We start from the raw sequence: 24,608 nt of genomic DNA, 5'->3' as shown, positions 1-24,608 counted from the left end.
TCAGGAGCGCGAATATCAGCGCGGGATTCCGGAACCCGGGTTTCAGGGGCGAGGTTTTCAGGAGCGGGGCCGGGCCGCGCCCGGCACGAGGGCGGCGGAGCGGGACTGCAGGCGGGCCGCGCCCAGCCGCAGCGACAGCGGGCTGCCGCACGAGGTGGTCACCAGGTCGCTCACCAGCTCGGTCACGGCCTGCGGGCCGAGTGCCGTCCCGGCCGGTCCGACCAGCATCCCGGCCAGCTCCCTGGCCACGTCGTCGCCGAGCGGCGGCACGAAGACGCGGTGCGCGCCCTGCCGGGCCACCAGGTCGTCGAGCGGCCGGGCGCTGGTGACGATCACCCGGCAGGCGGGGCCGCCCGGCAGCAGCGGCCGGGCCTGCGCGGCGTCGCGGACGTCGTCCAGCACGACCAGCAGCCGTCGGCGGGCCGTACAGCTCCGGTAGAGCGACACCTTCTCGGCGTGGTCGTCCGGAATGTCGGGGCCCGGCACACCGAGCGCCCGCAGGAACCGGTCGAGCACGGTCGCGGAGCCGTCCTCGGCCATGTCGGCGAACAGCTGGCCGTCGGGGAACCAGTCGATCCGGGCGTGTCCCCAACGAAGCGCGAGCGTGGTCGTGCCCACACCTGCGGGGCCGCTCAGGATCATCGTGCCCGGCCGGGCCGTCTCCGGATCGGGACGGAGCGCGGCGTCCAGCGCCGTCAGTTCGTCCGCCCGCCCGACGAACGGCAGGACCTGCGGCGGAAGCTGGCACGGCACCATTTGTCCGGCCCGCGGCCGGGGCGCGGACGCGCGCATCAGCACCGACTCGTCCCTGAGGATCTGCTCGTGCAGCCGCCGCAGCGCCGGGCCTGGCTCCAGGCCGATCTGTTCCAGCAGGTGGCGCCGGGTCTCCTGGTAGGTGCGCAGCGCCTCGGCCCGGCGGCCGGCGCGATACTGCGCGAGCATGAGCTGGGCCCGGGGCCGCTCCCGCAGCGGCGACTCCGCGACCAGGGCGAGCAACTCGGGGATGACCTGGTGGTGGCGGCCCAGCTCGATCTCCAGGTCGAGGCAGGTCTCCAGGGCGTCCAGGCGGACCTCGGCCATCCGCGCGGCGTCGTAGCCGAGGCCGCGGATGTCCTCGAACGGCTCTCCCTGCCACAGGGCGAGGGCCTCGCGCAGCAGCAGGACCGCCCGGTCGCGGTCTCCGCCCGCGGCCTCGCCGCGCGACCGGGCCACCAGCGTGGTGAACCGCCCCCAGTCGACGCTGTCGGACGCGGCCCTGAGCAGGTAGCCGGGGCTGGAGGTCTCGATCACTCCCGCGCCCAGGGTGCGGCGCAGCCGCGAGACGCAGATGGCGATCTGCCGCCAGGCGCTGCGCGGCGCGGCGTCCGACCACACGGCCTCGATCAGCCGCTCCACGCTCATCACCCGGTTGGCGTTGAGCAGCAGGCTGGCCAGGATCACCAGCTCCCGGTTGGCCCGCATCGGCAGCTCGACGCCGTCCTTGAGCACCGTGAGCGGACCCAGCACGCGGAACTCGAACACGGGCCGCCGGCCCGGCCCGGCCGTCCCGCTGACCATCACACCGGCCGTCCCGCCGACCATCGCGCCGTCCATCAGGCGGCCCTGGCCAGACGCCGTTCGAGCTCGTCGGCGGCTCGCGCGGCTCCGCCCGACGCCAGGATCTCCCGGCGCATCCGCGCGGCACGGCGCCGTACGGACTCGTCCGCGGCGACGGCGAGCACCGCCTCGGCCACCCGATCCGGGGTGAGACCCACCGGGTCGAGCGCGCGGCCGAGGCCCAGCTCCTCGATGCGGCGGGCGGGCGGGCCGTTCATCGCCGAGGTGGGGACGACGACCAGCGGGCAGCCGTGCGACAGGGCCTCCATGACCGTGCCGATCCCGCCGTGGGTGACGGCCACTGCGGCGTGGCGCAGCACGCTGACGTGCGACACCCAGCGGTGCGGCTCGACGTGGGAAGGCAGCGGCCCGAGGCCGGCGAGGTCGACGCCGTCGGCCAGGGTGACGACCGTGCGCCACGGCAGCCCGGCGAGGCCGCGCGCGCAGGTCCGCAGCAGGGCGGGCCGCTCGGCCGCCGCGGTGCCGAACGACAGCAACGCGATCGGCAGCCCGTCACCCGGCGGCCGCCAGTCGGTCAGGAACCGGCGTTCGCCCAGGCAGGGGCCGACAAAGGTGAAGCGCTCGTCGAAGGTGTCGCCGGCGAACTGGAAGGCGCGCGGCAACGTCACCAGATTGGAGTCGGGCACCTCCCACCACAGCTCGGCCGGGTCGGCCGTGATCCCGTGGGCGGCGGCGAGCGCCTCGATCCGCGCCAGCATCTCCCCCACCCACCCGGGCAGGTCGCCCGGCCCGGAGTCCGGCCCGGAGTCCGGCCCGGCGTCCGGCCCGGCGTCCGCGCCCGCGTAAATGGAGCGGAGGAAGGAGAAGTGGGCGTTGGACGCGAAGACCGGGACGAGCTGGGTCGCCGGCACCCCCCAGACGCGGGCCAGGATGCGGCCGGCGTGCAACACGGAGGTGTCGTAGACGATCACGTCGGGGCGGTCGACGGCGAGGCCGGCCACCCGCTCCAGCATCGCGCCGCTCTCGTCGAGCAGGAGCGCCAGCAGGCCGAGCGCGTCGTCCTCCAGCTCACGCACGTGCGCCGCCCGGTAGACCGATTCGTACGTCAGCGCGGTCGCGCCCGCGCCCTCCACGAGGGGGGCGGTGCTCGGCGCGGTGAGATAGGTGACCCGGTTGCCCCGGCGGGTCAGTTCGGCGACCACGGCGAGGGTCGGAATGACGTGACCGTGATCTGGGTGGCACAGGAAGAAATAATGCCCCGCCATGACAAGCCTCTCGGCCGGAATGCACGTCCTGTTTATGGCGGCCAATCTAGTGAACGCCCCGAGAACGCAGCACCCCTTAGCTCCCCTAACGTACGGGCCCGATTTCCTAGGGGTTCCACCGGCCCGCCGGCCCGCGCTTATTGTGACTCCGGAGCCTCAGGGAGGACGACCATGCCGACGCGCGTCTGGGACTATCTGCCGGAATACGAGGCGGAGCGGGACGACATCATGGACGCCGTCGAGACGGTGTTCCGCTCGGGCCGCCTCATCCTCGGTGAGAGCGTGAGTTCGTTCGAGGCGGAGTTCGCCGCCTATCACGGCGTGCGTCACTGCACGGGCGTCGACAACGGCACCAACGCCGTCAAGCTCGGACTGCAGGCGCTCGGCGTCGGCCCGGGCGACGAGGTCGTCACCGTCTCCAACACCGCCGCGCCGACCGTGGTCGCGATCGACTCCGTCGGGGCGACCCCCGTCTTCGTCGACGTCGACCCCGCGACGTACCTCATGGACGTGTCGCGGGCCGAGGCCGCGATCACGCCCCGCACCCGGTGCCTGCTGCCGGTCCACCTGTACGGCCAGTGCGTGGACATGGCCCCGCTGGAACGGCTGGCCGCCGAGCGCGGCCTGGTGATCCTTGAGGACTGCGCGCAGGCGCACGGCGCCCGCCACCACGGCAGGCCGGCCGGATCGATGGGCCACGCCGCCGCCTTCTCGTTCTATCCGACCAAGGTGCTCGGGGCGTACGGCGACGGCGGCGCCGTCATCACCGACGACGCCGACGTGGACCGGCGGCTGCGGCGGCTGCGCTACTACGGCATGGAGGACGTCTACTACGTCGTCGAGACCCCCGGGCACAACGCCCGGCTCGACGAGGTGCAGGCCGAGATCCTGCGGCGCAAGCTGGGCCGCCTGGACCACTACCTCGCCGCCCGGCGGGCGGTCGCCGCGCGCTACGCCGAGGGCCTGGCCGGCACCGACCTGGTGCTCCCGGTCACCGCCGAGGGCAACGAGCACGCCTACTACCTGTACGTCGTGCGCCATCCCCGCCGCGACGCGATTCTGGAGGCGCTGCGCGCCCACGACATCCACCTCAACGTCAGCTACCCGTGGCCGGTTCACACGATGTCGGGCTTCGCCCACCTCGGACGGCGGCCGGGGAGCCTGCCGGTGACCGAGTCGCTGGCCCGGGAGATCTTCTCGCTGCCGATGTACCCCTCGCTGCCGGCCGGCCTGCAGGAGAAGGTCATCGCGGCGCTGCGTTCGGTCCTGTAGCCCGCGCCCCGCGTGGGGGGTCAACCGACGTACTCGGGCAGCAGGCCCAGCGCCGCCGCCTCGGCCAGGGTCGGCGCGGCGCGGTCGCGCTCGGACAGCACGTGCGGCGTCCCCGCCGGCAGCGCCAGCCCGATCTCCTCGTCGTACACCGACAGCGTCAGCTCGTTCTCCTTGCGGTATTCGGTGGACAGCAGGTAGCAGACCACCGTGTCGTCCTCCAGCGCGGCGAACGCGTGACCGGCGCCGGGCGGCAGATACACCGCCCGCGCCGTGTCGCCGGCCAGCTCCACGGCCTCCCAGCGGGCGAACGTCGGCGAACCGACCCGCAGATCGACCACCATGTCCAGCACCCGCCCGGCCGCGCAGTACACGTACTTGGCGGTCCCCGGCGGGACGAGCGTGTAGTGAACCCCGCGCACGACGCCGCGCCGCGACACGTTGCGGCTGACCTGCGCGACGGGGAACAGCGGCCGGCCGACCGCGGCCGCGAACGCGCCCTCCTGGTACGGAGAGGCGAACGTGCCGCGGTCGTCGGGGAAGACCTCGGGAACGAACTCGTAGGCGCCCGTCACGGCGAGCCCGCGGTGCTGCACTGAACGACTCCTTCGTCCCGGCGACCTCAGGCCCGGACGAGGTGAACGTCCGGGACGTAGAGGATCCACGTGCCGCCCGCCTCGCGGAAGGCCGTCTCCTTCGCCATGATCTCCTCGGCGTGGTTCCACGCGAACAGCAGCGCGTAGTCGGGGTAGGGGTCGGCGAACGCCTCCGGCCCGCGCACGGGGATGTGCGACCCCGGGGTGAGCCGGCCCTGCTTGGCCGGCGTGGTGTCGGAGACGAACCTCACCAGGTCGGGGCCGATCCCGCAGTAGTTCAGGACGGTGGCGCTCTTGGCCGTGGCGCCGTAGCCGTACACGGTCGCGCCGCGGTCGCGCAGACCGGTGAGCAGCCCGACGAGGCGGTCGCGGTTGGCCGCGACCCTGGCGGCGAACGCGCGCAGCGTCTCCGGGTCGCCGAGCCCCGCGGCCTCCTCCGCCGCGACCAGTGCGTCGACGGCGGGCGACACGGGGCGCGCGCCGCGGCGGGCGAGCGTGTAGCGCACCTCGCCGCCGTGGACCGGCAGGCGCTCGACGCCGACGAGGTCGAACCCGTGGCGGCGGGCCATCAGCCGCACCGAGCCCGCGCGGAAGAAGTAGAAGTGCTCGTCGTAGATCTGGTCGAACGACGTGCGCTCGACGATGTCCCCCAGGTAGGGGTCCTCGAACACGAACACGCCGTCGGGGCGCAGCAGCGTGTCGACGCCGCTCATGACCGAGTCGAGGTAGGGGATGTGGCACAGGGTGTTCGCCGCGTAGATGACGTCGGCGGGCCCGTGCTCGTTCAGGATGGCCTCGGCCGTGCCGGCCTCGAAGAAGTCCTCGCGCACCCGCACTCCCCTGGCGGCGGCCAGGCGGGCGACCCCGCCGGACGGCTCGACGCCCAGATGGCGCACGCCCGCCGAGGCGACGGTCTCCAGCATGGTGCCGTCGTTGCAGCCCAGCTCCACGACGAACGGGTCGGGCCCGGCCAGCTCGGTGGCCAGCAGACGCCGGGCCAGGGACCCGAAGTGCGCCCGCATCACAGCCGAGCCGGAGGACAGATAGGGGTAGTCCTCGTGGAACATCCGCTCCCGCGGCACCTCCTCAAGCAGCTGCGCCATCGAGCAGCTCTCGCAGATCCCCACGGCGAGGCGGAAGAAGTACTCCCCGGCCGTGTCACCCTGCCCGTCGCCCTCCCTGTCGCACGGCGCGACGAAGGCGTCCGAGACGGGCTGGCTCCCGAAGTCGGCGAACTGCTGGAGACGGCCCGAACAGATTCGGCACGCCATGCGACCCTCCTCAGGTAGCGGACCGGCGGTAGCGCACCCAGACGTCCCCGGTCCGCACGTAGCCGGTGAGCCGCACGGTGACGCCGTCGGGCGCCAGCGGGACCGGCGGGCGGTTGTGGACGGCGCCCAGCCGCAGCCGGACGACCTCGTCGTCGCGCACCCGCCAGCCGCGCGGGACCACCACGATGACGTCGCCGAACCAGGAGCTGATCCCCACGTCGAGGACGACCTCGTGGTGCGGGCAGTCCGCCTGGGTGAAGTCGATCCGCACCCGGCCCCACCGGCCCGCCCTGGCGCTGAGCGTGCGCGGGACGACCCACCGGCCCACCTGCGCGAGCCGGCCGCTGACCGTGTGAAGCTGCAGCTCGGCTGAGTATTCGGCCGGATATTGGGTGGGCGTCCGCACGACGGGCCTGACCGGGGCCGCCGTCACGGCGTCTCCCGGCAGGTCGGCCACGATGCCGTCCAGGTCGCCGAGCGTCCGGGCGGCGTACACCCGGTCGATCCGCTCGTTCAGCTCCTCCAGGGAGATGCGCCCCTCGCCGACCGCGACACGCAGCTTCTCGGCGACCCTGTCGCGGTCACGGTCACCGGCTCGCACATCGCGATGATCGGTCATGGCGTCCACGGTAGAAGGTTATGAAGCCGCGCGCCCCGCGAAGAACCCTTATCCTCGGCGCCCCCGCGGGCCCGGAGTTACGGGGCGGCAAGGGGTTGGCCGCGGCCGGCCCCGGTGGCAGCGTCGGCGGTGACGGACCACCGTGAGGAGCCTGCCATCGACGTTCACGACTGGCTCCGGGAGGTGGCCGGGCACACCTTCATGCAGGTGACCCCGCTTCCTCTCGAGCAGCTTCCGGAATGGCGCGAAGACCGGGCGACGGGACGGTTCCACCATCGGAGCGGCAAGTTCTTCACGGTCGAAGGACTCGACGTGCGCCGCCCCGGCGGTCCCGTGCCCACCTGGTCCCAGCCGATCATCAACCAGCCGGAGACCGGCGTCCTCGGCATCCTGCTCAAGCGGGTGGGAGGCATGCCGTACCTGCTCATGCAGGCCAAGAACGAGCCGGGCAACCCCAGCGGGCCGCAGGTGTCGCCGACCGTCCAGGCCACGCGGAGCAACTACACGCGGGTGCACCAGGGGCTGCCCGTGCCGTACCTGGAGCATTTCCTGGACCGCCGCGGCCGGGTCCTCGCCGACGTTCGCCAGTCGGAGCAGGGCGCGTGGTTCTACCGCAAGCGCAACCGGAACATCGTGGTGGAGGTGGGCCCGCACATCGAGGCGGTGGAGGGTTTCCGCTGGCTCTCGCTGCGGGAGGTGTACGAGCTGCTCGCCGTCCCCGACCTGGTCAACATGGACGCGCGCACCGTCCTGGCCTGCCTGCCCGTGCAGGCGGGGGCGGGCGGCCGGGAGGGCTTCGCGGCTGACCTCGCCCGGTCGCGCGACCCGCGGGCGGGGGCGCGGCACGGCCTGGGCGAGATCCTGAGCTGGCTCAGCGACATCCGCTCCACCGTGGAGATCCACACCCGGCCGAGCCGGCTCGACCTCCTGCGCGGGTGGCGCCGGGCGGAGGGCCGCATCTCCCATGAGACCGGCCGGTTCTTCGACGTGATCGGCGTCCGCGTCGAGGCGTGCGGCCGTGAGGTGGCCGAGTGGAGCCAGCCGATGATCGCCCCCGTGGGCACCGGCCTGGTCGCGTTCCTGGTGCGCCGGATCGACGGCGTGCTCCACGCCCTCGTGCACGCCCGGGTCGAGCCCGGTTACACCGACGTCGTCGAGCTCGCGCCGACCGTCCAGTGCACCCCCGGCAACTACGATCACCTGCCGGCCGCGGCCCGCCCCCTGCTCGTGGACGAGGTGATGGCCGCTCCGCCGCACCGCATCCGGTACGACACGATGCTGTCGGAGGAGGGCGGACGTTTCTACCGCGCGCGCAACCGCTATGTGGTGGTCGAAACGGACGAGGACCCGCTGCCCGGACACCCGTCCTTCCACTGGGTCGCCCTGCACCAGCTCGACGAGCTGCTGCGGCACAGCTACTACCTGAACGTGCAGGCGCGCACGCTGAACGCCTGCCTGCACAGCCTGACCCACGCGCGGGAACCGGTCAGCGCAGGCGCTCTATGACCGCGCCGAACGCCTCCATCGACGACTCCATCACGGTGAAGTAGGAGAAGCCGTACCGTTCGCCGTGGTGGAGGACCTGTTCCGCGATCTGGCCGGCTGTGCCGACGAACAGCGTGGGCACCTCCAGAAGCCGGTCGGTGCCGAGGTCCGGCGCGTAACGGCGCAGCGCCGCCACGCCCGCCCTGCGGTCGCGGGTCAGCACGGTCCCCTTGGACAGCACGTTGAGCTCAAGCCGCGGGGCGCGCACCCCGGCGGCCGACCGGACGTACGCGACCCGCTCGGCCATCTCGTCGGCGTCAACCAGCGCGGTCCTGCCGAACTCCGCCCGGTAGGGGGCGCCGGTGAAGCTGACGATCTCGGCCCGCTCCGCGGCCAGCCGCAGCACCCGGTCACCATGACCGCCGATCAGCAGAGGGGGCCGCGCGTCGCCGAGCGCGGCGAGCGCGCCGGTCGCGTCCCGCAGGGCGCGCAGCCGGTCGGCGGCGCCGAACGGGACGCCGGCCGCCTCGAACTCCGCCCGGACGTAGCCGGCCCCGAGCCCGACCTCCAGGCGCCCGCCGGTCAGCCGGTCGGTCGTCGCGACGTCCCGGGCGAGCACGGCCGGGCGGTGAAGGGACGCGTTGAGCACGTAGGTGCCGATGACGGCCTTCTCCGTCGCCTCCGCGGCCAGCATGGCGGAGGGAAACGGCGAGAGCAGGTTCAGGTGATCGGGCACCGCGATGACGTCGTAGCCGAGCGCCTCCGCGCGGCGGCACTTGTCCATCCACTGCGCCCGCGAACAGTCCTCGGTGATGAGCACCACCCCGAACCTCGCCACCGCATCCTCCCGCCCGTCGCGGCACACAATAACCCGGCCCGGCGATTGGGCTGAAGATTTGATCCGCGGAATAGGGGTCGCCGCGAAAATGAGGGGGTAGGCGTTCGTCACCGGCCGTTGCGGCCACCGGCGGTTCTCCTACCATTGGCACGGCGGCGCACGGTTTATACCGCCGAGCGCGGCGTAATCGCTTCCCGATTTCCCGGAATCGGGATTCGAAAAAGGGGTGCTGGTGCGCTACACGAAGCTGGGCCGATCAGGACCCGTCGTCTCCGCGGTCGGGCTCGGCTCGCTCGCCCTGGCGGGAGCCTATGGAGGGATCGGCACGGCCGAGGCGGACCGCCTGATCCGCCGGGCTCTCGACAGCGGGGTCACCCTTCTCGACACCGCCGACTTCTACGCCGGCGGGCGGATCGAGCGCCTGATCGGCCGCGCCGTGGCAGGGCGGGACGGGCAGGTCCTGGTGAGCACGCGGGGCGGACCGGCCCAGGCCGGCGACGGGCCCGACCGGCTCGCGCGGCTCGTCCGCGCCTGCGAGGCGTCCCTCGGACGACTCGGCCGCGACCACGTCGACCTCTACTACCTGCGCTGCGGGGACGGCGTCCAAGTCGAGACCGGCACGGCCCGCCTGGCGGAGCTGGTCCGGGCCGGGAAGATCCGCTACCTGGGCCTGTCCGGCGGCACTCCGGAGCAGATCCGGCGGGCGCACGCGATCCACGAGATCACCGCCGTCGCCGTCGAATGCTCGCTGCAGACCGGACCCCCCGACGCGGAACTGCTGCGCACGGTCAGGGAGCTCGGCATCGCCCTCGTCGCGGCGCGCCCGCTCGGCCGTGGCCTGCTCACCGGCCGGATCAAGTGCCCGGCCGCGTTCGAGGAGGGCGACTGGCGCCGAGCGGACCCCCGGTTCGGACGCGAGGGGCGGGAGCTCGGCGCGGCGCCGCTGCGGGCGGTGGAGTCCGCGGCGTCCCGCCTCGACCTCAGCGCCGGGCGGCTCGCCCTGGCGTGGCTGATGGCGCAGGACGGTCCCGTGGTGCCGGTCCCCAGCACCCGCAGCCCCGTGCACCTGGAGATGAACCTGGCCGCCACGCGGGTCGACCTGCCGCCGGAGGTGCGCGACGAGCTGGCCGGGCTCTTCCCCGCCGCCTACGGCCCCTCCGCGTCCGACCTGCTGTGAGGGGTGATCAGCGAGCCCGCCACGGCCTTGTTGACCGCGTCGATCCGGGAGACGGCGTTCAGCTTCAGGAAGATGTTGTGCATGTGCCGCTTGACGGTGGCCTCCGCGACCCCGAGCCGCCGGGCGATCTGGTGGTTGCTCAGCGCCTGGGCGGCGAGCTGGAGCACCTCCAACTCCTTGTCGGACAGCACCGGGCAGGGCGGCGCCTCCACGTGGGCCAGGCTGGTCCGCGACACCGCCAGCACGAGCCGGGAGGAGTCCTGGTAGACGCTGCGCACGGCCGCGATCAGCTCGTCGCGGCGGACACTCTTGTGCAGGTAGCCGCGGATTCCGGCGCTGAGCAGCCGGGTGAGCAGCTGCGGGCCGTCGTACATGCTCAAGATGATGATCCGGGTCTCCGGGGAGAGGTCGCGGATCCGGGCGACGGTGTCGGTGACCTCCTCGCCGGGGATCTCGACGTCGAGCAGGACCACGTCGGGGCGGGTGGCCGAGACGAGGGCGACCGCCGCCGCGGAGTCGCCGGCCTCGCCGGCGATCCGCATGCCGCCGAACGACTCGAGGATCTCGCGCAGCCCCTCACGGAACAGCGCGTGATCGTCCACCAGCGCGATGGAGATGGCGGAGTCGGGCCCGGAGTCGGGCCCGGAGTCGGGCCCGGATTCCGGCCCGGAGCCGAGCCCGGCACCAGGCATGGCACCCGTCACCGGCCGGACCCGCGCAACGGGAGGAACAGCTCGACCAGGCAGCCCGCGCCCGGCTCGCTGGAGATGATGACCGTGCCGCCCAGCAGCTCGGCCCGTTCGCGCATCGACATCAGGCCCACTCCGTCGTGTCCCACCCGCGCCGGGCCGAAGCCCCGGCCGTTGTCCTGTATCGACCCGGTGAGCTGGTGGGGCGCGATGTCCACCCGGACCAGCACCATCGTCGGTGCGCCGTGGTTGAGGGCGTTGCGCACCGCCTCGCGGAGGATCAGGAACGTCTCCTCCAGCACGGCGGGCTCAACCCACGACTCGTCGCCGTTCACGTCGAACACAACGGAGATCGACTCGTCCTCGACCGCCTCGAGCAGGTCGAGCAGGGACTTCTCCAGGTTGCGCACCGGCGCCTGGCGGTGCAACTCACTCGTCATCAGGCGGAGATTATCCATGATCTCCCTGATGGCCTGCTGCACCATGACGATCTTGGCGGAGGCCCTGGCCGGATCGGCGGCCCGGTACGCCTCGGCCAGCGCGAGCTGCTGATGGGCGACGCCGGTGCCGTGCCCGATGCGGTCGTGCAGCTCACGGGCGATCCGGCGGCGCTCGCTCTCCTGCGCCTCGAAGACCTGGTTCAGCAGGAAGCTGTGGTAGGCGTCCGCGGCCTCGCGGATGCGCCGCGACAGACTCTCCTCCAGCCCGGTCGCGACGAGCACGAAAAGACCGGAGGCCGGATTTTCTTCCCTCGCCAATTCACACGTCAGCCGGGCCAGCGCGACGCGGAAAAAAAGTGAGCCCGCCTCAAGAGAGGCTTTGGGGTTCACTCTGTCCGCAGCCCTCGCCTTTCCGACCTCCCAGGCGTGCAACCGCGATTGGCTACCGGAAAGTATTTTCCCGGCGCGGAGCGTAGCCGCCACATCGTCCAGCACGTAGCCGGCGGTCGAAAGGGCCTGCCGCCTGGCCAGCGGGTCGGCGAAGAGCACATTACCGGTCGCCTGCAGTGCAGACTCGAATTCGGCGAGCACTTCGTCCCGACACGCTTCGACATATCTCCCCGGGTCACCCGCCGCGTCGACTGCCGCGTCCAAGGCCCCACCCTCCCCCACGGGATGAGTGTACGAGCGCCCTCCACTATCCCGTAGACGACAGGCATTTGCAACATACGGGGTCAGATGACCGATAGAACGGCCATAATATGAAGCAGATGCTGCGTCACCATGAATGCGGCATAAGGCCGCCGGCGGCGACGCCGGTCACCGTCCTCGGGATGAAATTTCAACCACTTCGCCCCCGAGATCACCACGGCGGCCACCCCCGCCGCCATGGCCAGCAGCGGCCCCTCCAGCGGCACCCCTACGATCGCCACCGCCACGCCGAAGGCCGTCAGCACACCGACGGCGGCCAGTGCCATCAGCCGTCGCGACACCCGTTCGCCGACGAGCGCGCCCAGAGTGCGCCGGCCCACGGCCGCGTCGCCCGTGATGTCGGACAGGTCCTTGGCCGGCATGCCCACCAGCACCATCCAGGAGATGGCGGCCGCGGCGAACACCAGCAGACCGTGCGGCATCGCCAGGACCGCGCCGCCCACCGCCCAGTCCGCCACACCGCCACCCGCCCCGACCGCCACCCCGTCCGCTGTCCCGCCCACCGCGCCGTCCATCGCGACCACCGCCCCGGCCAGATAGGACAGCAGGCCGGACACGCAGAGCACCGTCAGCGTGCCCGCCACACTGTCCTTCAGCGGGGCCGGACGGCCCGAATAGAGGTAGCCCAGGACGAGGTTGAGGGCGATGATCACGGCCATCGGCGCGGGCAGCCCCAGCGTCGCCGCGAGCGCGAGGACGGCCGCGGCCGCCACGACGAGGGCCGCGGTCCGCTGGGGCAGGTCGCCGCGGGCGATCGGCCGGCCGGATCCGTTGATGCGGTCCTCGGTGACGTCGGTCACGCCGTTGAACAGGTAAATCGCGAGGATCGACAGCACCCAGGCGGCCATGCCCTGGAGGACCGTCAGGGGATTGGGGGACGCGCCCGCCGGCAGTGCCAGGGCCGCGCCGGTGAGGAAGCGGAGCGCCGATACCCCGAGCACACAGGGCCGCGCTTCCACGACGCACAGCAGCAGAATGCGAATTGCGGACGGGCGCTGCGGCGCCCACGTCCGGATGGCCAGCATAGCCCGGAGTATGACCCTGGGACCTGCGTCCGATAAGGGTGATATCCGAAAGTTGTAGGGCCCTGATACCGGGGATACCCCGCAGGCTACCCCTGGTTGACCTGCCCTGAACTCCTGTCGCACCTTCTTGCCGACGCACCGGACCCCCTACTAGTTTCGCAATCGGCCACACATTTTCCCCGAGGCCGAGAAGTTCGCCGTCCCAGCCATTTCTTCCGATCCCGCGCGCCGCATTCAAAGGGGGGAGCGGTAAGCCGTCGTTCCGGCGACGGCGACCGTCCGGCGCGGACCTCGAAACGGCCGCGCCGACGCGGCCCCTTTCAGGAAAGGAAATCCGGACCATGCAGGGAGCCGAACGTTACGCGAATTTCACGCCGATAGATCTGACCGAGCGCACCTGGCCGGGCAATCGCATCCGATCCGCCCCGCGATGGCTGTCCACCGACCTGCGCGACGGCAACCAGTCGCTCGCCCGCCCGATGACACCCGAGCGGAAGCTCATGATGTTCGACCTGCTCGTCCGGATGGGCTTCAAGGAGATCGAGGTCGGTTTCCCGGTCGCCAGCCGCGACGACCACGACTTCGTCCGGCTGCTCATCGAGCAGGACCGCATCCCCGACGACGTGCGCATCACCGTGCTGACCCAGGCCCGCGAGGAACTCGTACGGGCCACCGTGGACAGTCTGCGAGGCGCCCCCCGGGCGACCGTGCACATCTACAACGCCACCTCGCCGCAGTTTCGCCGGCTCGTCTTCGGCCTCGGCCGGGACGGCTGCCGCGACCTCGCCGTACGGGCGACCGAGGTGCTGCTGGACCAGGCCGAGCGAGTGCTCGGCGACTGCGACCTCGGCTACCAGTACTCCCCCGAGCTGTTCAACGAGACCGAGCTGGACTTCACGCTGGAGGTCTGCGAGGCCGTCATGGACGTGTGGCGGCCGGGCCCCGGCCGGGGCATCATCCTGAACTTCCCCACGACGGTGGAGCGCTCGCTCCCCAACGTCTTCGCCGACCAGATCGAGTGGCTGGAACGGCGGTTGTCGCGACGCGAGCACGTGTGCCTGTCGGTGCACCCCCACAACGACCGGGGCACCGGGGTCGCCGCCGCGGAACTCGCCCTCCTCGCCGGGGCCGAGCGGATCGAGGGCTGCCTCTTCGGCAACGGAGAGCGCGCCGGCAACGTGTGCCTGGTGACGCTGGGCATGAACATGTTCGTCCACGGCGTCGACCCGGGCGTCGACTTCTCCGACATCAACGCGGTGCGCCGCACGGTGGAGCTCTGCAACGGGCTGCCGGTCCACCCCCGCCACCCCTACGGGGGCGAGCTGGTGCACACGGCCTTCTCCGGTTCCCACCAGGACGCCATCGACAAGGGATTCGCCGACCGGGAGCGCCGGGCCGCCGCGACCGGCCTGACCCCCGACGACCTGCCGTGGACCATGCCGTACCTGCCGGTCGACCCGAAGGACGTGGGCCGCACGTACGAGGCCGTGGTGCGGATCAACAGCCAGTCCGGCAAGGGCGGCGTGGGCTATGTGATGAGTGCCTGGCATGGGATGCGCCTGCCCCGGGGGCTGCGGATCGACCTCGCGGCGCGCGTACAGGCGCTCGCCGACGCGGACGGCGGCGAGCTGTCCCCCGCCCGGATCGGCGCGCTGTTCGAGCGTGAGTACCTCGGCCACAGTGACTGTCACGGCGGCCCCGAGGTCCCCCTGACGTCCGCCGCCGGGCCGGTCCCGGTCACGCTGTACGTCGACGGCGGCGTCGAGCTGACCGGCCCCCGGGCCGAGGCCGTTCAGACGCTCGGGGCCACGCTCGCGTCCCGGGGCGTGCGGGTGCGCGCCGTCCAGCGCGCCGCGGCTCCGGACCCCGTCACACCCGGCCCCGTCGCATCAGACGCGTTTTCGCGCACCCGGCCGGACGAGGCGACCGGATTCGCCGGCCGGACCGAGGGCGCGATGGTGATCTACGCCGAATGCTCCGCCCATGGCACGACAGCATGGGGCGCGGGCATCGACGCGGATCCCGTCCGGGCCGCCATGTCCGCCGTGCGGGCCGCATGGGCCGCATGGGAGCGGCACAGACAGGGACAAGCGCGGGGACAGGGACAGACACAAGCCCTGGTGCAAGGGCAGTCGCAGGGACAGGCGGCGCAAGGGCCGGACCAGGGGCAGGGGCAGGGGCCGGGGCACGGCCCAAAGCGCCGCCGCCGCGTGGCCGTCGCCGGCCACTGACCGCGCCGCCAAACACCGCAGACCCGAACACCCGCAACCCAAACCCGCGAGCCCAGACACCGCAGACCCAACCACCGCACACCCAAACCACTCACCCGGACACCCCCGCGACCGCGACCCCGGCTGTCCGTCGCACGTACACAAGGAGGGCACGATGGCCGTTCACAACCAGCGGGAGGGCATGGCCCTGCTGCGCGCGATGCTGGACGAGGCCGCCGGCGGACAGGGCCGGGGCGCGATGGTCACCGGCGCGATCGCCACCGGCAAGAGCGAGTTGCTGTACGGCTTCGCCGACCTGGCGGCCGGGCGGGGCGCGCTCACGCTCACCGCGATGGGTGCCCCGTCCGAGCGCGGCCTGCCGCTCGGCGTACTCTCGCAACTGGTCCACAACGCCCCGTTGTCCGCGCCGCACCGGTCCGTCGCGCTGGGCCTGCTCCAGGAGGCCGAGCGGGCGCCGGCCGCGGGCGGCCCGGACGCCGAGGCCGTCGGGAACATCGACGTGCGGATGGTCGACGCCCTGTCGACGGCGCTGCTGGATATGGCACGGGAGTGTCCGCTCGTGATCGTCGTCGACGACCTGCACCACGCGGACCGCTCCTCCCAGCTCTGCCTCGCCTATCTGGCGCGGCGGTCCAGGAACGCCCGGCTCCTGATGGTGGTCTCGGTCCCGGACGACCACGCGCAGTCGCGCGGACTGCTGCACGCCGAGGTGCTGCGCCGGCCGCACTGCCGCCACATCCGGCTCGGCCACCTGTCCCCCGAAGGCGTCCGCGAGCGGCTGGCCGGCACCGCCGGGCACGAGGCCGCCGCGGAGCTGGCCGCCCGTTTCCACGAGCTGAGCGGCGGCAACCGGCTGCTCGTCGACGCGCTGCTGGACGACCATCAAACGGCCGGCGCCCCGGCCGAGCGGTACGGCGAGGCGGTCCTCGGCTGCCTGCACCGGGCCGACCCCGGCGCCGCGGTGGTGGCCGGCGTCATCGCCGTCCTCGGCTCCCCGGCCCAGTCCGTCCCGATGCTCAGGGTGAGCGAGGCCGCCGTCTCCGCCGCGGTGCGGGCGCTCACCGGCGCCGGCCTGCTCCTCGACGGCCGCTTCCGGCACGAGGCCGCCCGATCGGCCGTACTCGCGGCGATGGACGACGCCGAGCGCTCAGCGCTGCACCGCAGGGCCGCCGAGCTGACCTATCAGGACGGCGCCCCGGCCACGGAGGTGGCCGGCCACCTCCTGCTCGCCGGTGATCCGGCACACTCCTGGGCGGTGCCCGTGCTGGAGGACGCGGCCGAACACGCCCTGCGCCGTGAGGACGGCGTGGAGCCCGCCATCGAGTACCTGAAACTTGCCCTGCGGTCCTGCGACGACGACAGACGCCGGGCCGGAATCGCCACCCGCCTGGTGCGGGCCAAGTGGCGGATCAACCCGGGCATCTCGACCGGACACCTGGCCGAGCTGGCGGCGGCGCTGCGCGACGGGCACCTGGGCGGCGGCGACGCCGTGGTGCTCGCCAAGGCGCTGCTGTGGCACGGGCACAGCGACGACGCCCGCGACGTGCTGGACCGGCTCGGGGGCAGCGCACTCGACCGCGAGACGATGGCCGAGCTGGCCGCGGCGCATGCCTGGTTCCGCACCGGCTGTCCGTCCTTCGTCGCGCACCTGCCGCCGCTCGACGACGAACGGGCGGGCGGCGCGGGACACTCCCTGGGCGCCGGCCGCCGCCTGGAGGCCGCCGAGGCCCTCGCCCGCACCCTGGCGGAGGGGCCGGGAGAGGACACCGCGGCCACCGCCGAACGCGTCCTGCGCAGCGCCCGGCTGGACGAGATGTCGCTGGACACGGTCGAGTGCGCGCTGCTCGCCCTGACCTACGGCGACCGGACCGACCAGGCCGCGCCCTGGTGCGACGCGTTCGTCGCCGAGGCCGCGGCCCGCCGGGCGCCGAGCCGCCAGGCCCGGCTGTCGGCGATCCGGGCCGAGATCCACGCACGGAGCGGCGACATGGCGGCGGCGGTGCGCGATGCCCGGCAGGCACTCGAACTCATCTCCCCGGAGAGCTGGGGGGTGGCCCTCGGCGGTCTCCTGGGCACGCTGCTGCGGGCCGACGCCGCGACCGGGCGGCAGGACGCGTTCCTCGCGCGGGCTGAGGGCGCGGTCCCCGCGGCGATGCTGGAGACCCGGTTCGGCCTGCAGTACCTGTACGGCAAGGCCCGTTTCCACCTCGCTACGGGGCAGCCCGCGCAGGCTCTGGGCGACCTGCGTCTGTGCGGGGAACTCATGGAGCAGTGGGGGCTCGACGTCCCCGAGTTCATCGCCTGGCGGCTCGACGCCGCCGAGGCGCTGATCCGGCTGGACGAGGCCGACGAGGCACGTCTGCTCATCAAGGACCAGCGGACGCGGTGCGGCTTCCGATCCCCGCGGGTGCACGGCGTCGCGCTGCGCCTGCTGGCCGTCGCGGGTGAGGAGCGGCACCGGATCGGCCTGCTGCGCAGGTCGGCCGAGCTGCTCGAGACCGGCGGCGACCGCTACGAACTCGCCCGCACCCTCGCCGACCTCACTCACGCCCACCACGCCGCCGGCGAGTATCGGCGCGCCTGGCTCGTCGGGCGACGGGTGCGGACCCTCGCCGAGGAGTGCGACGCCGAGAGCCTGGCCGTCACGCTGCCGTACGGAGGGGACGCCGCGGAGGCCGGCTCCGCGACCGTGTTGCCGATCCTCAGCGACGCCGAGCGACGGGTGGCCACCCTGGCCGCCGACGGCTACTCCAACCGGGAGATCTCCAGCAAGCTGTTCATCACGGTGAGCACAGTCGAGCAGCACCTCACCCGCATCTACCGCAAGCTGAACGTCACCCGGCGCACCGAGTTGCCGCTCAGACAGTGGTGACCAGGGGAAGGCGGGCCACCCCGCGAACATGCCGATTTCGCGAGGGACGGCCCTCCCCTGCTCCGCTCCGCGCAGCGTGCCGCCACTGGCAGGCTCCACCGGTCATTTCTGCTCGTTGACCCTAATTATTTGGCGCGTTTCCATCCGACTGACTCTGATCGGAACTTCCTCCCTGGGGGCTCGCCTTGTCCCGATGGTCCTTACCCGTCGTCACCACCCTCGTGGCCGCCCTGGTGTTCCCCCCAGGCGCCCCGCCCGCGTCCGCCACTGACGCCTCCTCCCTGACGCAGCCCGCCGGCCTGGTCAACGTCTTCCACGGAACGAAGGAGGCGGCGGCCGACTTCGGCCACGGCGGGGGCGGTGGCATGACGTTCCCTGGCGCGGTCCTGCCGTTCGGCATGATGCAGTGGAGCCCGGACACCGTCGCCGACGCCGGCGGCGGATACCGGTACGAGGACAACCGCCTGCGCGGCTTCTCGATGACCCACATCTCCGGGCCGGGGTGCACCGGCGCGCAGGACTTCCCGGTCATGCCGTTCCCAGGCAAGATCGACCGTTCCCCGGCGACGCACGGCATGGACTACGTCCAGACGTTCCAGCACCAGAACGAGAGCGCCTCCCCCGGCTTCTACAGCTCCACGCTGGACACGGGCGTGCGTACCGAGATCTCGGTGAGCGCCCGGGCCGGTGTCGCCCGCTTCACCTGGCCGAAGGACAAGCCGGCGACGCTGCTGCTCAACACCAGCGGCTCGGTGAACGGCGTCGACGACGGCGAGACCCGGATCAGCGGGAACACGGTCGACGGCTGGGTGCTGACCGGCGGCTTCTGCGGCCCGCCGATGCGCTACAAGGTCTACTTCCACGCGGAGTTCGACCGGCCGGTGACCGGCTTCGGCACCTGGAAGGACGACGCGGTGCGGCCGGGCGCCCAGACCGTCGCCAACGCCTCGCGGGCCAGGGTGCAGGGCGACGTCGTCACGACCGACGACGTCGTGGTCAACGGGCCCGGCTCGGGCGCGTACCTGGAGTTCGACCCCGCCCAGCCGGTGCAGATGCGGGTGGGGCTGTCGTACGTGAGCGTCGACGGCGCCAGGAACAACCTGCGGACCGAGATCGGGACCAAGACGCTCGACCAGGTCCGATCCGACGCCTCGGCCGTCTGGAACCAGCGGCTCGGCCAGATCCGCCTCACCGGGGGCACTGACGACCGGCGGCGCACCTTCTACAGCAACCTCTACCACGCGCTGCTCCAGCCGTACGTCTTCGACGACACCGACGGCACCTACACCGGATTCGACAACAAGCCCCACCAGGTCCGCGCGGGGCACCACCAGTACGCCACCTTCTCCGGCTGGGACATCTACCGGTCGGAGGCGCAGCTCCTCGCGTTGCTCGTCCCCGACGTCGCCGGTGACATCGCCCAGTCGATGTACGACAACGCCCAGGCGCTCGGCAACGTGTGGGACCGCTGGTCGCACCAGAACACGGTCACCGGGGTCATGAACGGCGACCCCTTCCATGTGATCCTTTCGACCATGTACGCCTTCGGGGCGCGCGGCTTCGACGCCTCCGCCGCGCTCACCGCGATGGCGGCAGCCGCCCGCCGGTCCGGCCCGATGGACATCGGCCACCCGTTGCTCGGCTACGACGAGCGGCCCGGCAACACCGCGTACATGGACAAGGGGTACGTGCCGTCCGACCCCTCCGCCACCCTGGAGTACGGCGTGGCCGACTTCGGCATCGCCCAGCTCGCCACGCGTCTCGGCGACCAGACCACCGCGGCCGAGTTCATGAAGCGCTCGCAGGCCTGGCAGCAGCTGTTCAACCCGGCCAACTCCTACATCCAGCCGCGGATGGGCGAGGGATCGTTCACGGCTCCGTTCGACCCCGCCGCCGGTGACGTTTACATGGAGGGCAACGGCGCCCAGTACACCTGGATGGTCCCGCACAACGTGGGCGGGCTGTTCACCGCGATGGGCGGCCCGGGCAAGGTCGTCCCCCGGCTCGACTCCTACTTCACCCAGCTGAACGCCGGGCCGCACCAGCCGTACGCCTACCTCGGCAACGAGATCTCCCTGCCGCAGCCGTGGCTGTACGCCTGGGCCGGCCAGCCGTACAAGACGCAGGACGTGGTGCGCCGCGCGCAGGACCAGCTCTTCACCTCCGGGCCCGACGGGCTCGTCGGCAACGACGACCTCGGGACGATGGGCGCCTGGTACGTGTGGTCGGCCATGGGCCTGTTCCCCGCCGTCCCCGGGCGGGCGGAGCTGCTGGTCAGCACCCCGCTGTTCGACCAGATCACGATCAGGCGGCCGGCTGGGGACATCGTCGTCAACGCCCCCGACTCGTCGCGCCGCTACATCCAGTCGCTGCGCGTGAACGGCGTCTCGACGAACAGGGCGTGGCTGCCCGAGTCGTTCGCCACCTCCGGCGGCCGGCTCGACTTCGCCCTCCGCTCCACGCCCAACACCGCCTTCGGCGCGAATCCGGCCGACGCGCCCCCGTCCTTCGGCACCGGCGGCCGGCCGTACGTCCTGGGTCTCGACCCGGGCAGCGGCCCGGTGGAGCCGGGCTCGTCGTTCGACGCGCGGCTCTCGCTGCAGTCCCTCGGCCAGGCCGCGAACGTGACCGTGACCGCCCAGGCGCCCGCCGGGATCACCGTCTCGCCGTCGTCGCAGACCCTCCGGACCACCGCGGGCGGCCGGACGACGGTCACGGTGCACGTCACGGTCGGCTCCGGCGTACCACTCGGACTGACCACGGTGAAATTCACCGGGGGTTCGGCCACCGGCGGTCTGCGGCTCAACGTGGCCAGGCGCGGCACGATCGCCTGGCACCAGAACAACGCGGGCATCGGCGACGCCGCGGGCCCCGACGAGGCGAACCTCGACGGTCCCGGATTCAGCTACTCCGCGCAGGCGCTCGCGGACGCGGGCCTCACCCCGGGCGGGAGTCTCGCCTGGAACGGCTTCACGTTCACCTGGCCGGACCGCGCGCCGGGCCAGTGGGACAACCTGCGGCCGGGCACCGGGCCGATCGAGGTCACCGCGCCCGCCGGGGCGACCAAACTGGCCTTCCTCGGCGCGGGTGTGAACGGCTGGCCCGAGTCCACGGTGACCGTCACCTACACGGACGGCTCGACGAGCACCGGCACCCTGGGCCTCAGCGACTGGATCCTCGACTTCGGGGGTGCGGCGCCCCGGTTCGGCAACGAGGTCGTGGCCACCACGCCGTACCGGCTCTACTGGGGCTCGTGGGCGCTGCAGCCGATCCCGGCCAACGTCTTCGCGGCCCAGCCGATCGCGCTCACTCCTGGTAAGCAGGTGAAGAGCCTGTCGTTCTCGCAGCCGGACGACGGCGAGCTGCACATCTTCGCCTGGGCCTTCGCCTGAGCCTGAAGGTGGAATTCGGACCTGATCTGAGACCGGCCCCGAACGGCCGGTGACGCGGGAGGACCGGCGGCCGGTGAGCGCCCGCCGGTCCTTCGCGTTCCGGCGGGCGGACGGCCGGGAAAGGACCGGCCCGATATCGCATATGTAACCTTGACGTAACGTGTGGCCGGTGCCATAGTGTGGGGAAGTTGATCAAGATCGATCCCGCCCCCGACTCCCTCCGCCACCCACGACCCCGTTGACGCGAGCGCTTTTGTTAGCGCTAACACTTCGCGGCCACCGGATGTCCTGCCGAGTGCCGACCGAGACGACCGGCGCGGGATCACGCATGCCCGTGTGACGTGTCCGCGGCGCGCCCGAGCATCGGCAGGCCACGCCCTCGGACGTTCGACCCAGTCGAGCAAGACGCATGTAGGAGTTGATCCAACATGTTCGGACCCCCCATCCGACGTGGACGCCTCAGAAGCCTGGCCGCTCGTACGGCGACCGCGCTGGCGCTGATCGGCGGCGCACTCGCGGTGACGCCGCAGGCGCAGGCGGCGCCGCCGTCCGCCCCGGACCGGCCCCAGGGACCCTGTGACATCTACGCCGCCGGCGGTACGCCCTGCGTGGCCGCCCACAGCACCACGCGCGCGCTGTACGCCTCCTACAACGGCCCGCTCTACCAGGTCATGCGCACCTCGGACAACGCGACCAGGGACATCGGCGTCGTCCGCTCCGCCGCCCACCCCTCCCCGGACCCCGGCGGATACGCCGACGCGGCGGCCCAGGACGCGTTCTGCGACCACGTGGTCTGCGTGATCACCAAGATCTACGACCAGTCCGGCACGGGCAACGCCCTCTATCAGGCTCCTCCCGGCACGTTCCGGGGCCCGGCCGTCGGCGGCTTCGACACCCTCTCGATAGCGGACATGGCGCCGATCACGATCAGCGGCCACAAGGCCTACGGCGTGTACATCATGCCGGGCATGGGGTACCGCAACAACAACGCCACCGGCCTCGCGAAGGGCGACGAGCCGGAGGGCATCTACTACGTCATCGACGGCACCCACTACGACAGCGGCTGCTGCTTCGACTACGGCAACGCCTCGACGAACGGCCGCGCCGTGGGCACCGGCACCATGGAGACCACCTACTTCGGCACCGCCACCGCCTGGGGCAGCGGCAGCGGCCCCGGCCCGTGGATCATGGCCGACATGGAGGCGGGCCTGTTCTCCGGGTACAACGCGAAGCAGAATCCGGCCGATCCGACCGTCGACTCCTGGCGGTTCGTCACCGCGGTCGTCGACGGCGGCGGCGGGAACCAGTGGGACCTGCGAGGCGGCAACGCCCAGGACGGCCCCCTGACCACCTTCTACAGCGGAATCCGTCCAGGCTCGCTGACCAACAGCAGCTACTACCCCATGCACAAGAAGGGCGCCGTCCTCCTCGGCACCGGCGGCGACAACGGCAACGGGTCGTCCGGCACCTTCTACGAGGGGGTGATGACGAAGGGCTACCCGTCGGAGACCACCACGGACGCGGTGCAGGCCAACGTCGTGGCCGCCAAGTATGACGTGACGCGTCTGGCGCTGTCGCGGGCCACCACCTTCACCCCGCGCTCCGCGCAGGACGTCACCGAGACGTTCACGAACACCACGGGCTCGGCCGCGGTGGGCGTCAAGCTGAGCCTGTCCACCCCGGGTGGATGGACCGCCTCGGTCAAGGACACCCGCGACATGTCGGTGACCTTCCCGTCGGTCGCACCGGATGAGAGCGTGAGCGCGACCTTCACGGTCACCTCCGCGGAGAGGACCGACGCCGGCTACCTGACCGGCAAGGCCGAGTGGACGAACCCCTCCGGCCCGGTGAAGGGCCGCCAGTCCGCAGAGACGGCCCAAACCGTACGCAACGTCATCCCGATTAAGATCAACGAAGTCCGGTTCCGTACGAGCACCAACTCGACCGACCAGTTCGTGGAGCTCTACAACCCCTCCGCGAACGAGGTCGACATCTCCGGCTGGACCCTGACCACCACGCCGAGCGGCTCGCCCGGCACCACGCTGGCCAAGATCCCGGCCGGGACGCGGCTCGCGAGCGGCGCCTACTACCTGCTGGGCCTCGCCGGCTCCGGACTGGCGGCCCCCGCGAGCCACAAGGACACCACGGTCAACGTCAGGAGCACGACCGGCTTCGCGGCCGGCCAGCAGATCGACATCGACACCGGCCACGAGCGGGAGACCCGCACGATCCAGTCGGTCGGGACGGCGGCCAGCCCGGCGACGACGCTGTTCGTCCCCGTGTCCACCGGGCCGTGGATCACGGTCCCCGCCCACTCGACCAACGTGCCCGTCACCAACGCGACCGGCTTCACCGTCGGCGACAAGATCGGCATCGATTCGGGCGACGACTACGAACTGGCCACGGTCACCGCGGTCGGCAAGGCGGCCACGCAGACGACCCTGTCGGCCGACGCCGCCGAGGGCGCGACCAACATCAAGGTCGCGGCCGACGCCAACATGACCGTCGGCGACACCCTGACGGTGGACACCGGCGAGAACAAGGAGACCGTCACGGTCGCGAACGTCGGCACCACCGGCGCGGGCGGAACGGGCGTCGACCTCGCCGCGCCGTTGCGGCTCGCCCACGCGTCGGGCGTCGACGTGTCCGACCCCGGGACGGGGATCAGCTTCTCGCCGCCGACCCGTCGCCCGCACACGAGCGGCGTGCCGGTGCAGGCGCTGGGTGGCGGCCTGACGCTCGACAAGCCGGTCATGGCCCATCCGACCGGGGCGGCCGTGGTCAACCCCCTGGTCACGACGGCGGGCTACCAGGGAACGCCGGCGCCCGACCAGTGGTTCGGGAGCGCCCTGTCCACCAGCGCCGGCTCCATCGCGCTGCTCGACGAACGTGGCCACGTGGTCGTCGACGCCGTCGTCTACGGCTCCCAGCAGAGCAGTTCGAGCGGCAACGGAACCATCGCCACTCCCGAACTCGCCCTCATGGAGGCCGACCAGGGCAAGGGCGGGTGCATCGCCGTGGTGGCGGGCGCGGCCGCCGGCGCGGGCCGGAGCAACGCCCGCTGGCCTGACGGCACCGACGCCGACAGCCTCTGCCACGACTTCGTCACGACGACCGTGCCCACGCCGGGCGGGCCCAACACCAAGTAGCCCGATCGATCCCTGAGCGCCT

General features: G+C 72.2%; 16 protein-coding genes. 7 read left to right on the top strand and 9 right to left on the bottom strand.

The features are described 5' to 3' along the window. Nucleotides 1-57: 57 nt before the first annotated feature. Together JOL79_RS29430 and JOL79_RS29425 are read right to left on the bottom strand one after the other, a co-directional pair. Nucleotides 58-1,593: an AfsR/SARP family transcriptional regulator gene (locus tag JOL79_RS29430; protein WP_210159169.1), complete on the bottom strand. Its 1,536-nt coding sequence runs from the start codon at nt 1,591-1,593 to the stop codon at nt 58-60. Further along, complete coding sequence (locus JOL79_RS29425) at nt 1,593-2,822, bottom strand: macrolide family glycosyltransferase (RefSeq protein ID WP_210159168.1); 1,230 nt, start codon at nt 2,820-2,822, stop codon at nt 1,593-1,595. Before JOL79_RS29425 ends, JOL79_RS29430 begins: the two co-directional genes overlap by 1 nt. A gap of 171 nt (nt 2,823-2,993) precedes the next feature. Between JOL79_RS29425 and JOL79_RS29420 the strand changes: the two genes are divergently transcribed. Continuing rightward, the gene (locus JOL79_RS29420) at nt 2,994-4,094 is read left to right on the top strand and encodes a DegT/DnrJ/EryC1/StrS family aminotransferase (protein WP_210159167.1); all 1,101 of its coding nucleotides are present in this window, start codon (nt 2,994-2,996) and stop codon (nt 4,092-4,094) included. A gap of 20 nt (nt 4,095-4,114) precedes the next feature. On the opposite strand, the gene JOL79_RS29415 is transcribed toward JOL79_RS29420, so the two are convergent. Genes JOL79_RS29415 through JOL79_RS29405 form a run of 3 tightly spaced genes read right to left on the bottom strand, consistent with a single transcriptional unit; the run spans nt 4,115 to nt 6,577 of the window. After that, nucleotides 4,115-4,687 (bottom strand): dTDP-4-dehydrorhamnose 3,5-epimerase family protein, encoded by a 573-nt coding sequence (locus JOL79_RS29415; RefSeq protein WP_210159166.1) that lies wholly within the window; start codon nt 4,685-4,687, stop codon nt 4,115-4,117. Nucleotides 4,688-4,713: 26 nt separating this feature from the next. Further along, nucleotides 4,714-5,958: a class I SAM-dependent methyltransferase gene (locus tag JOL79_RS29410; RefSeq protein WP_210159165.1), complete on the bottom strand. Its 1,245-nt coding sequence runs from the start codon at nt 5,956-5,958 to the stop codon at nt 4,714-4,716. A 10-nt stretch (nt 5,959-5,968) separates the two neighbouring features. After that, nucleotides 5,969-6,577 carry a DUF1707 SHOCT-like domain-containing protein gene (locus JOL79_RS29405; RefSeq protein ID WP_210159164.1) on the bottom strand — a complete coding sequence of 203 codons (609 nt, stop codon included), beginning with the start codon at nt 6,575-6,577 and terminating at the stop codon, nt 5,969-5,971. A gap of 129 nt (nt 6,578-6,706) precedes the next feature. Between JOL79_RS29405 and JOL79_RS35675 the strand changes: the two genes are divergently transcribed. Further along, nucleotides 6,707-8,083, top strand: coding sequence for an NDP-hexose 2,3-dehydratase family protein (locus tag JOL79_RS35675; RefSeq protein WP_307848800.1), 1,377 nt, complete (start codon nt 6,707-6,709; stop codon nt 8,081-8,083). Here JOL79_RS35675 and JOL79_RS29395 read toward each other — a convergent pair. After that, nucleotides 8,064-8,900, bottom strand: a complete 837-nt coding sequence (locus JOL79_RS29395; RefSeq protein WP_210159163.1) for a TIGR03621 family F420-dependent LLM class oxidoreductase — start codon at nt 8,898-8,900, stop codon at nt 8,064-8,066. The genes JOL79_RS35675 and JOL79_RS29395 overlap by 20 nt on opposite strands. Nucleotides 8,901-9,132: 232 nt before the next feature. Between JOL79_RS29395 and JOL79_RS29390 the strand changes: the two genes are divergently transcribed. Further along, on the top strand, nt 9,133-10,077 hold the full coding sequence (locus tag JOL79_RS29390; protein WP_210159162.1) for an aldo/keto reductase: 945 nt from the start codon (nt 9,133-9,135) through the stop codon (nt 10,075-10,077). Here the strand turns inward: JOL79_RS29390 and JOL79_RS29385 are convergent. The 3 genes from JOL79_RS29385 to JOL79_RS29375 form a co-directional block, all read right to left on the bottom strand. Continuing rightward, complete coding sequence (locus JOL79_RS29385) at nt 10,047-10,781, bottom strand: response regulator transcription factor (protein WP_307848799.1); 735 nt, start codon at nt 10,779-10,781, stop codon at nt 10,047-10,049. The genes JOL79_RS29390 and JOL79_RS29385 overlap by 31 nt on opposite strands. After that, a complete protein-coding gene (locus JOL79_RS29380) occupies nt 10,778-11,488 on the bottom strand; it encodes a sensor histidine kinase (protein WP_210159161.1) in 711 nt (236 codons plus the stop codon). The genes JOL79_RS29385 and JOL79_RS29380 overlap by 4 nt, the downstream gene beginning before the upstream one ends. A 452-nt stretch (nt 11,489-11,940) precedes the next feature. Further along, complete coding sequence (locus tag JOL79_RS29375) at nt 11,941-12,942, bottom strand: UbiA family prenyltransferase (protein WP_210159160.1); 1,002 nt, start codon at nt 12,940-12,942, stop codon at nt 11,941-11,943. Between the two features lie 341 nt (nt 12,943-13,283). Here JOL79_RS29375 and JOL79_RS29370 point away from each other — a divergent pair, with 341 nt between their 5' ends. The 4 genes from JOL79_RS29370 to JOL79_RS29355 all read left to right on the top strand — a co-directional run bounded on the left by JOL79_RS29370 (nt 13,284) and on the right by JOL79_RS29355 (nt 24,586). Beyond that, on the top strand, nt 13,284-15,173 hold the full coding sequence (locus tag JOL79_RS29370; RefSeq protein WP_230985698.1) for a 2-isopropylmalate synthase: 1,890 nt from the start codon (nt 13,284-13,286) through the stop codon (nt 15,171-15,173). Nucleotides 15,174-15,327: 154 nt separating this feature from the next. Beyond that, nucleotides 15,328-18,045 carry a helix-turn-helix transcriptional regulator gene (locus JOL79_RS29365; protein WP_210159159.1) on the top strand — a complete coding sequence of 906 codons (2,718 nt, stop codon included), beginning with the start codon at nt 15,328-15,330 and terminating at the stop codon, nt 18,043-18,045. Between the two features lie 185 nt (nt 18,046-18,230). Further along, on the top strand, nt 18,231-21,437 hold the full coding sequence (locus tag JOL79_RS29360; RefSeq protein WP_230985697.1) for a GH92 family glycosyl hydrolase: 3,207 nt from the start codon (nt 18,231-18,233) through the stop codon (nt 21,435-21,437). Between the two features lie 428 nt (nt 21,438-21,865). Further along, a complete protein-coding gene (locus JOL79_RS29355) occupies nt 21,866-24,586 on the top strand; it encodes an arabinofuranosidase catalytic domain-containing protein (RefSeq protein WP_210159158.1) in 2,721 nt (906 codons plus the stop codon). The last annotated feature ends 22 nt before the right edge of the window (nt 24,587-24,608 follow it).

The organism is Microbispora oryzae (genome assembly GCF_017896165.1).
Taxonomy (GTDB): Bacteria; Actinomycetota; Actinomycetes; order Streptosporangiales; family Streptosporangiaceae; genus Microbispora; species Microbispora oryzae.
This window is presented reverse-complemented; position numbering and strand designations above follow the sequence as displayed.

Coding starts and splice junctions, on each gene's coding strand:
- JOL79_RS29430 (WP_210159169.1), bottom strand. CDS start 1,593: ATGGACGGCGCGATGGTCGGCGGGACGGCCGGTGTGATGGTCAGCGGG.
- JOL79_RS29425 (WP_210159168.1), bottom strand. CDS start 2,822: ATGGCGGGGCATTATTTCTTCCTGTGCCACCCAGATCACGGTCACGTC.
- JOL79_RS29420 (WP_210159167.1), top strand. CDS start 2,994: ATGCCGACGCGCGTCTGGGACTATCTGCCGGAATACGAGGCGGAGCGG.
- JOL79_RS29410 (WP_210159165.1), bottom strand. CDS start 5,958: ATGGCGTGCCGAATCTGTTCGGGCCGTCTCCAGCAGTTCGCCGACTTC.
- JOL79_RS29405 (WP_210159164.1), bottom strand. CDS start 6,577: ATGACCGATCATCGCGATGTGCGAGCCGGTGACCGTGACCGCGACAGG.
- JOL79_RS29375 (WP_210159160.1), bottom strand. CDS start 12,942: ATGCTGGCCATCCGGACGTGGGCGCCGCAGCGCCCGTCCGCAATTCGC.
- JOL79_RS29370 (WP_230985698.1), top strand. CDS start 13,284: ATGCAGGGAGCCGAACGTTACGCGAATTTCACGCCGATAGATCTGACC.
- JOL79_RS29365 (WP_210159159.1), top strand. CDS start 15,328: ATGGCCGTTCACAACCAGCGGGAGGGCATGGCCCTGCTGCGCGCGATG.
- JOL79_RS29355 (WP_210159158.1), top strand. CDS start 21,866: ATGTTCGGACCCCCCATCCGACGTGGACGCCTCAGAAGCCTGGCCGCT.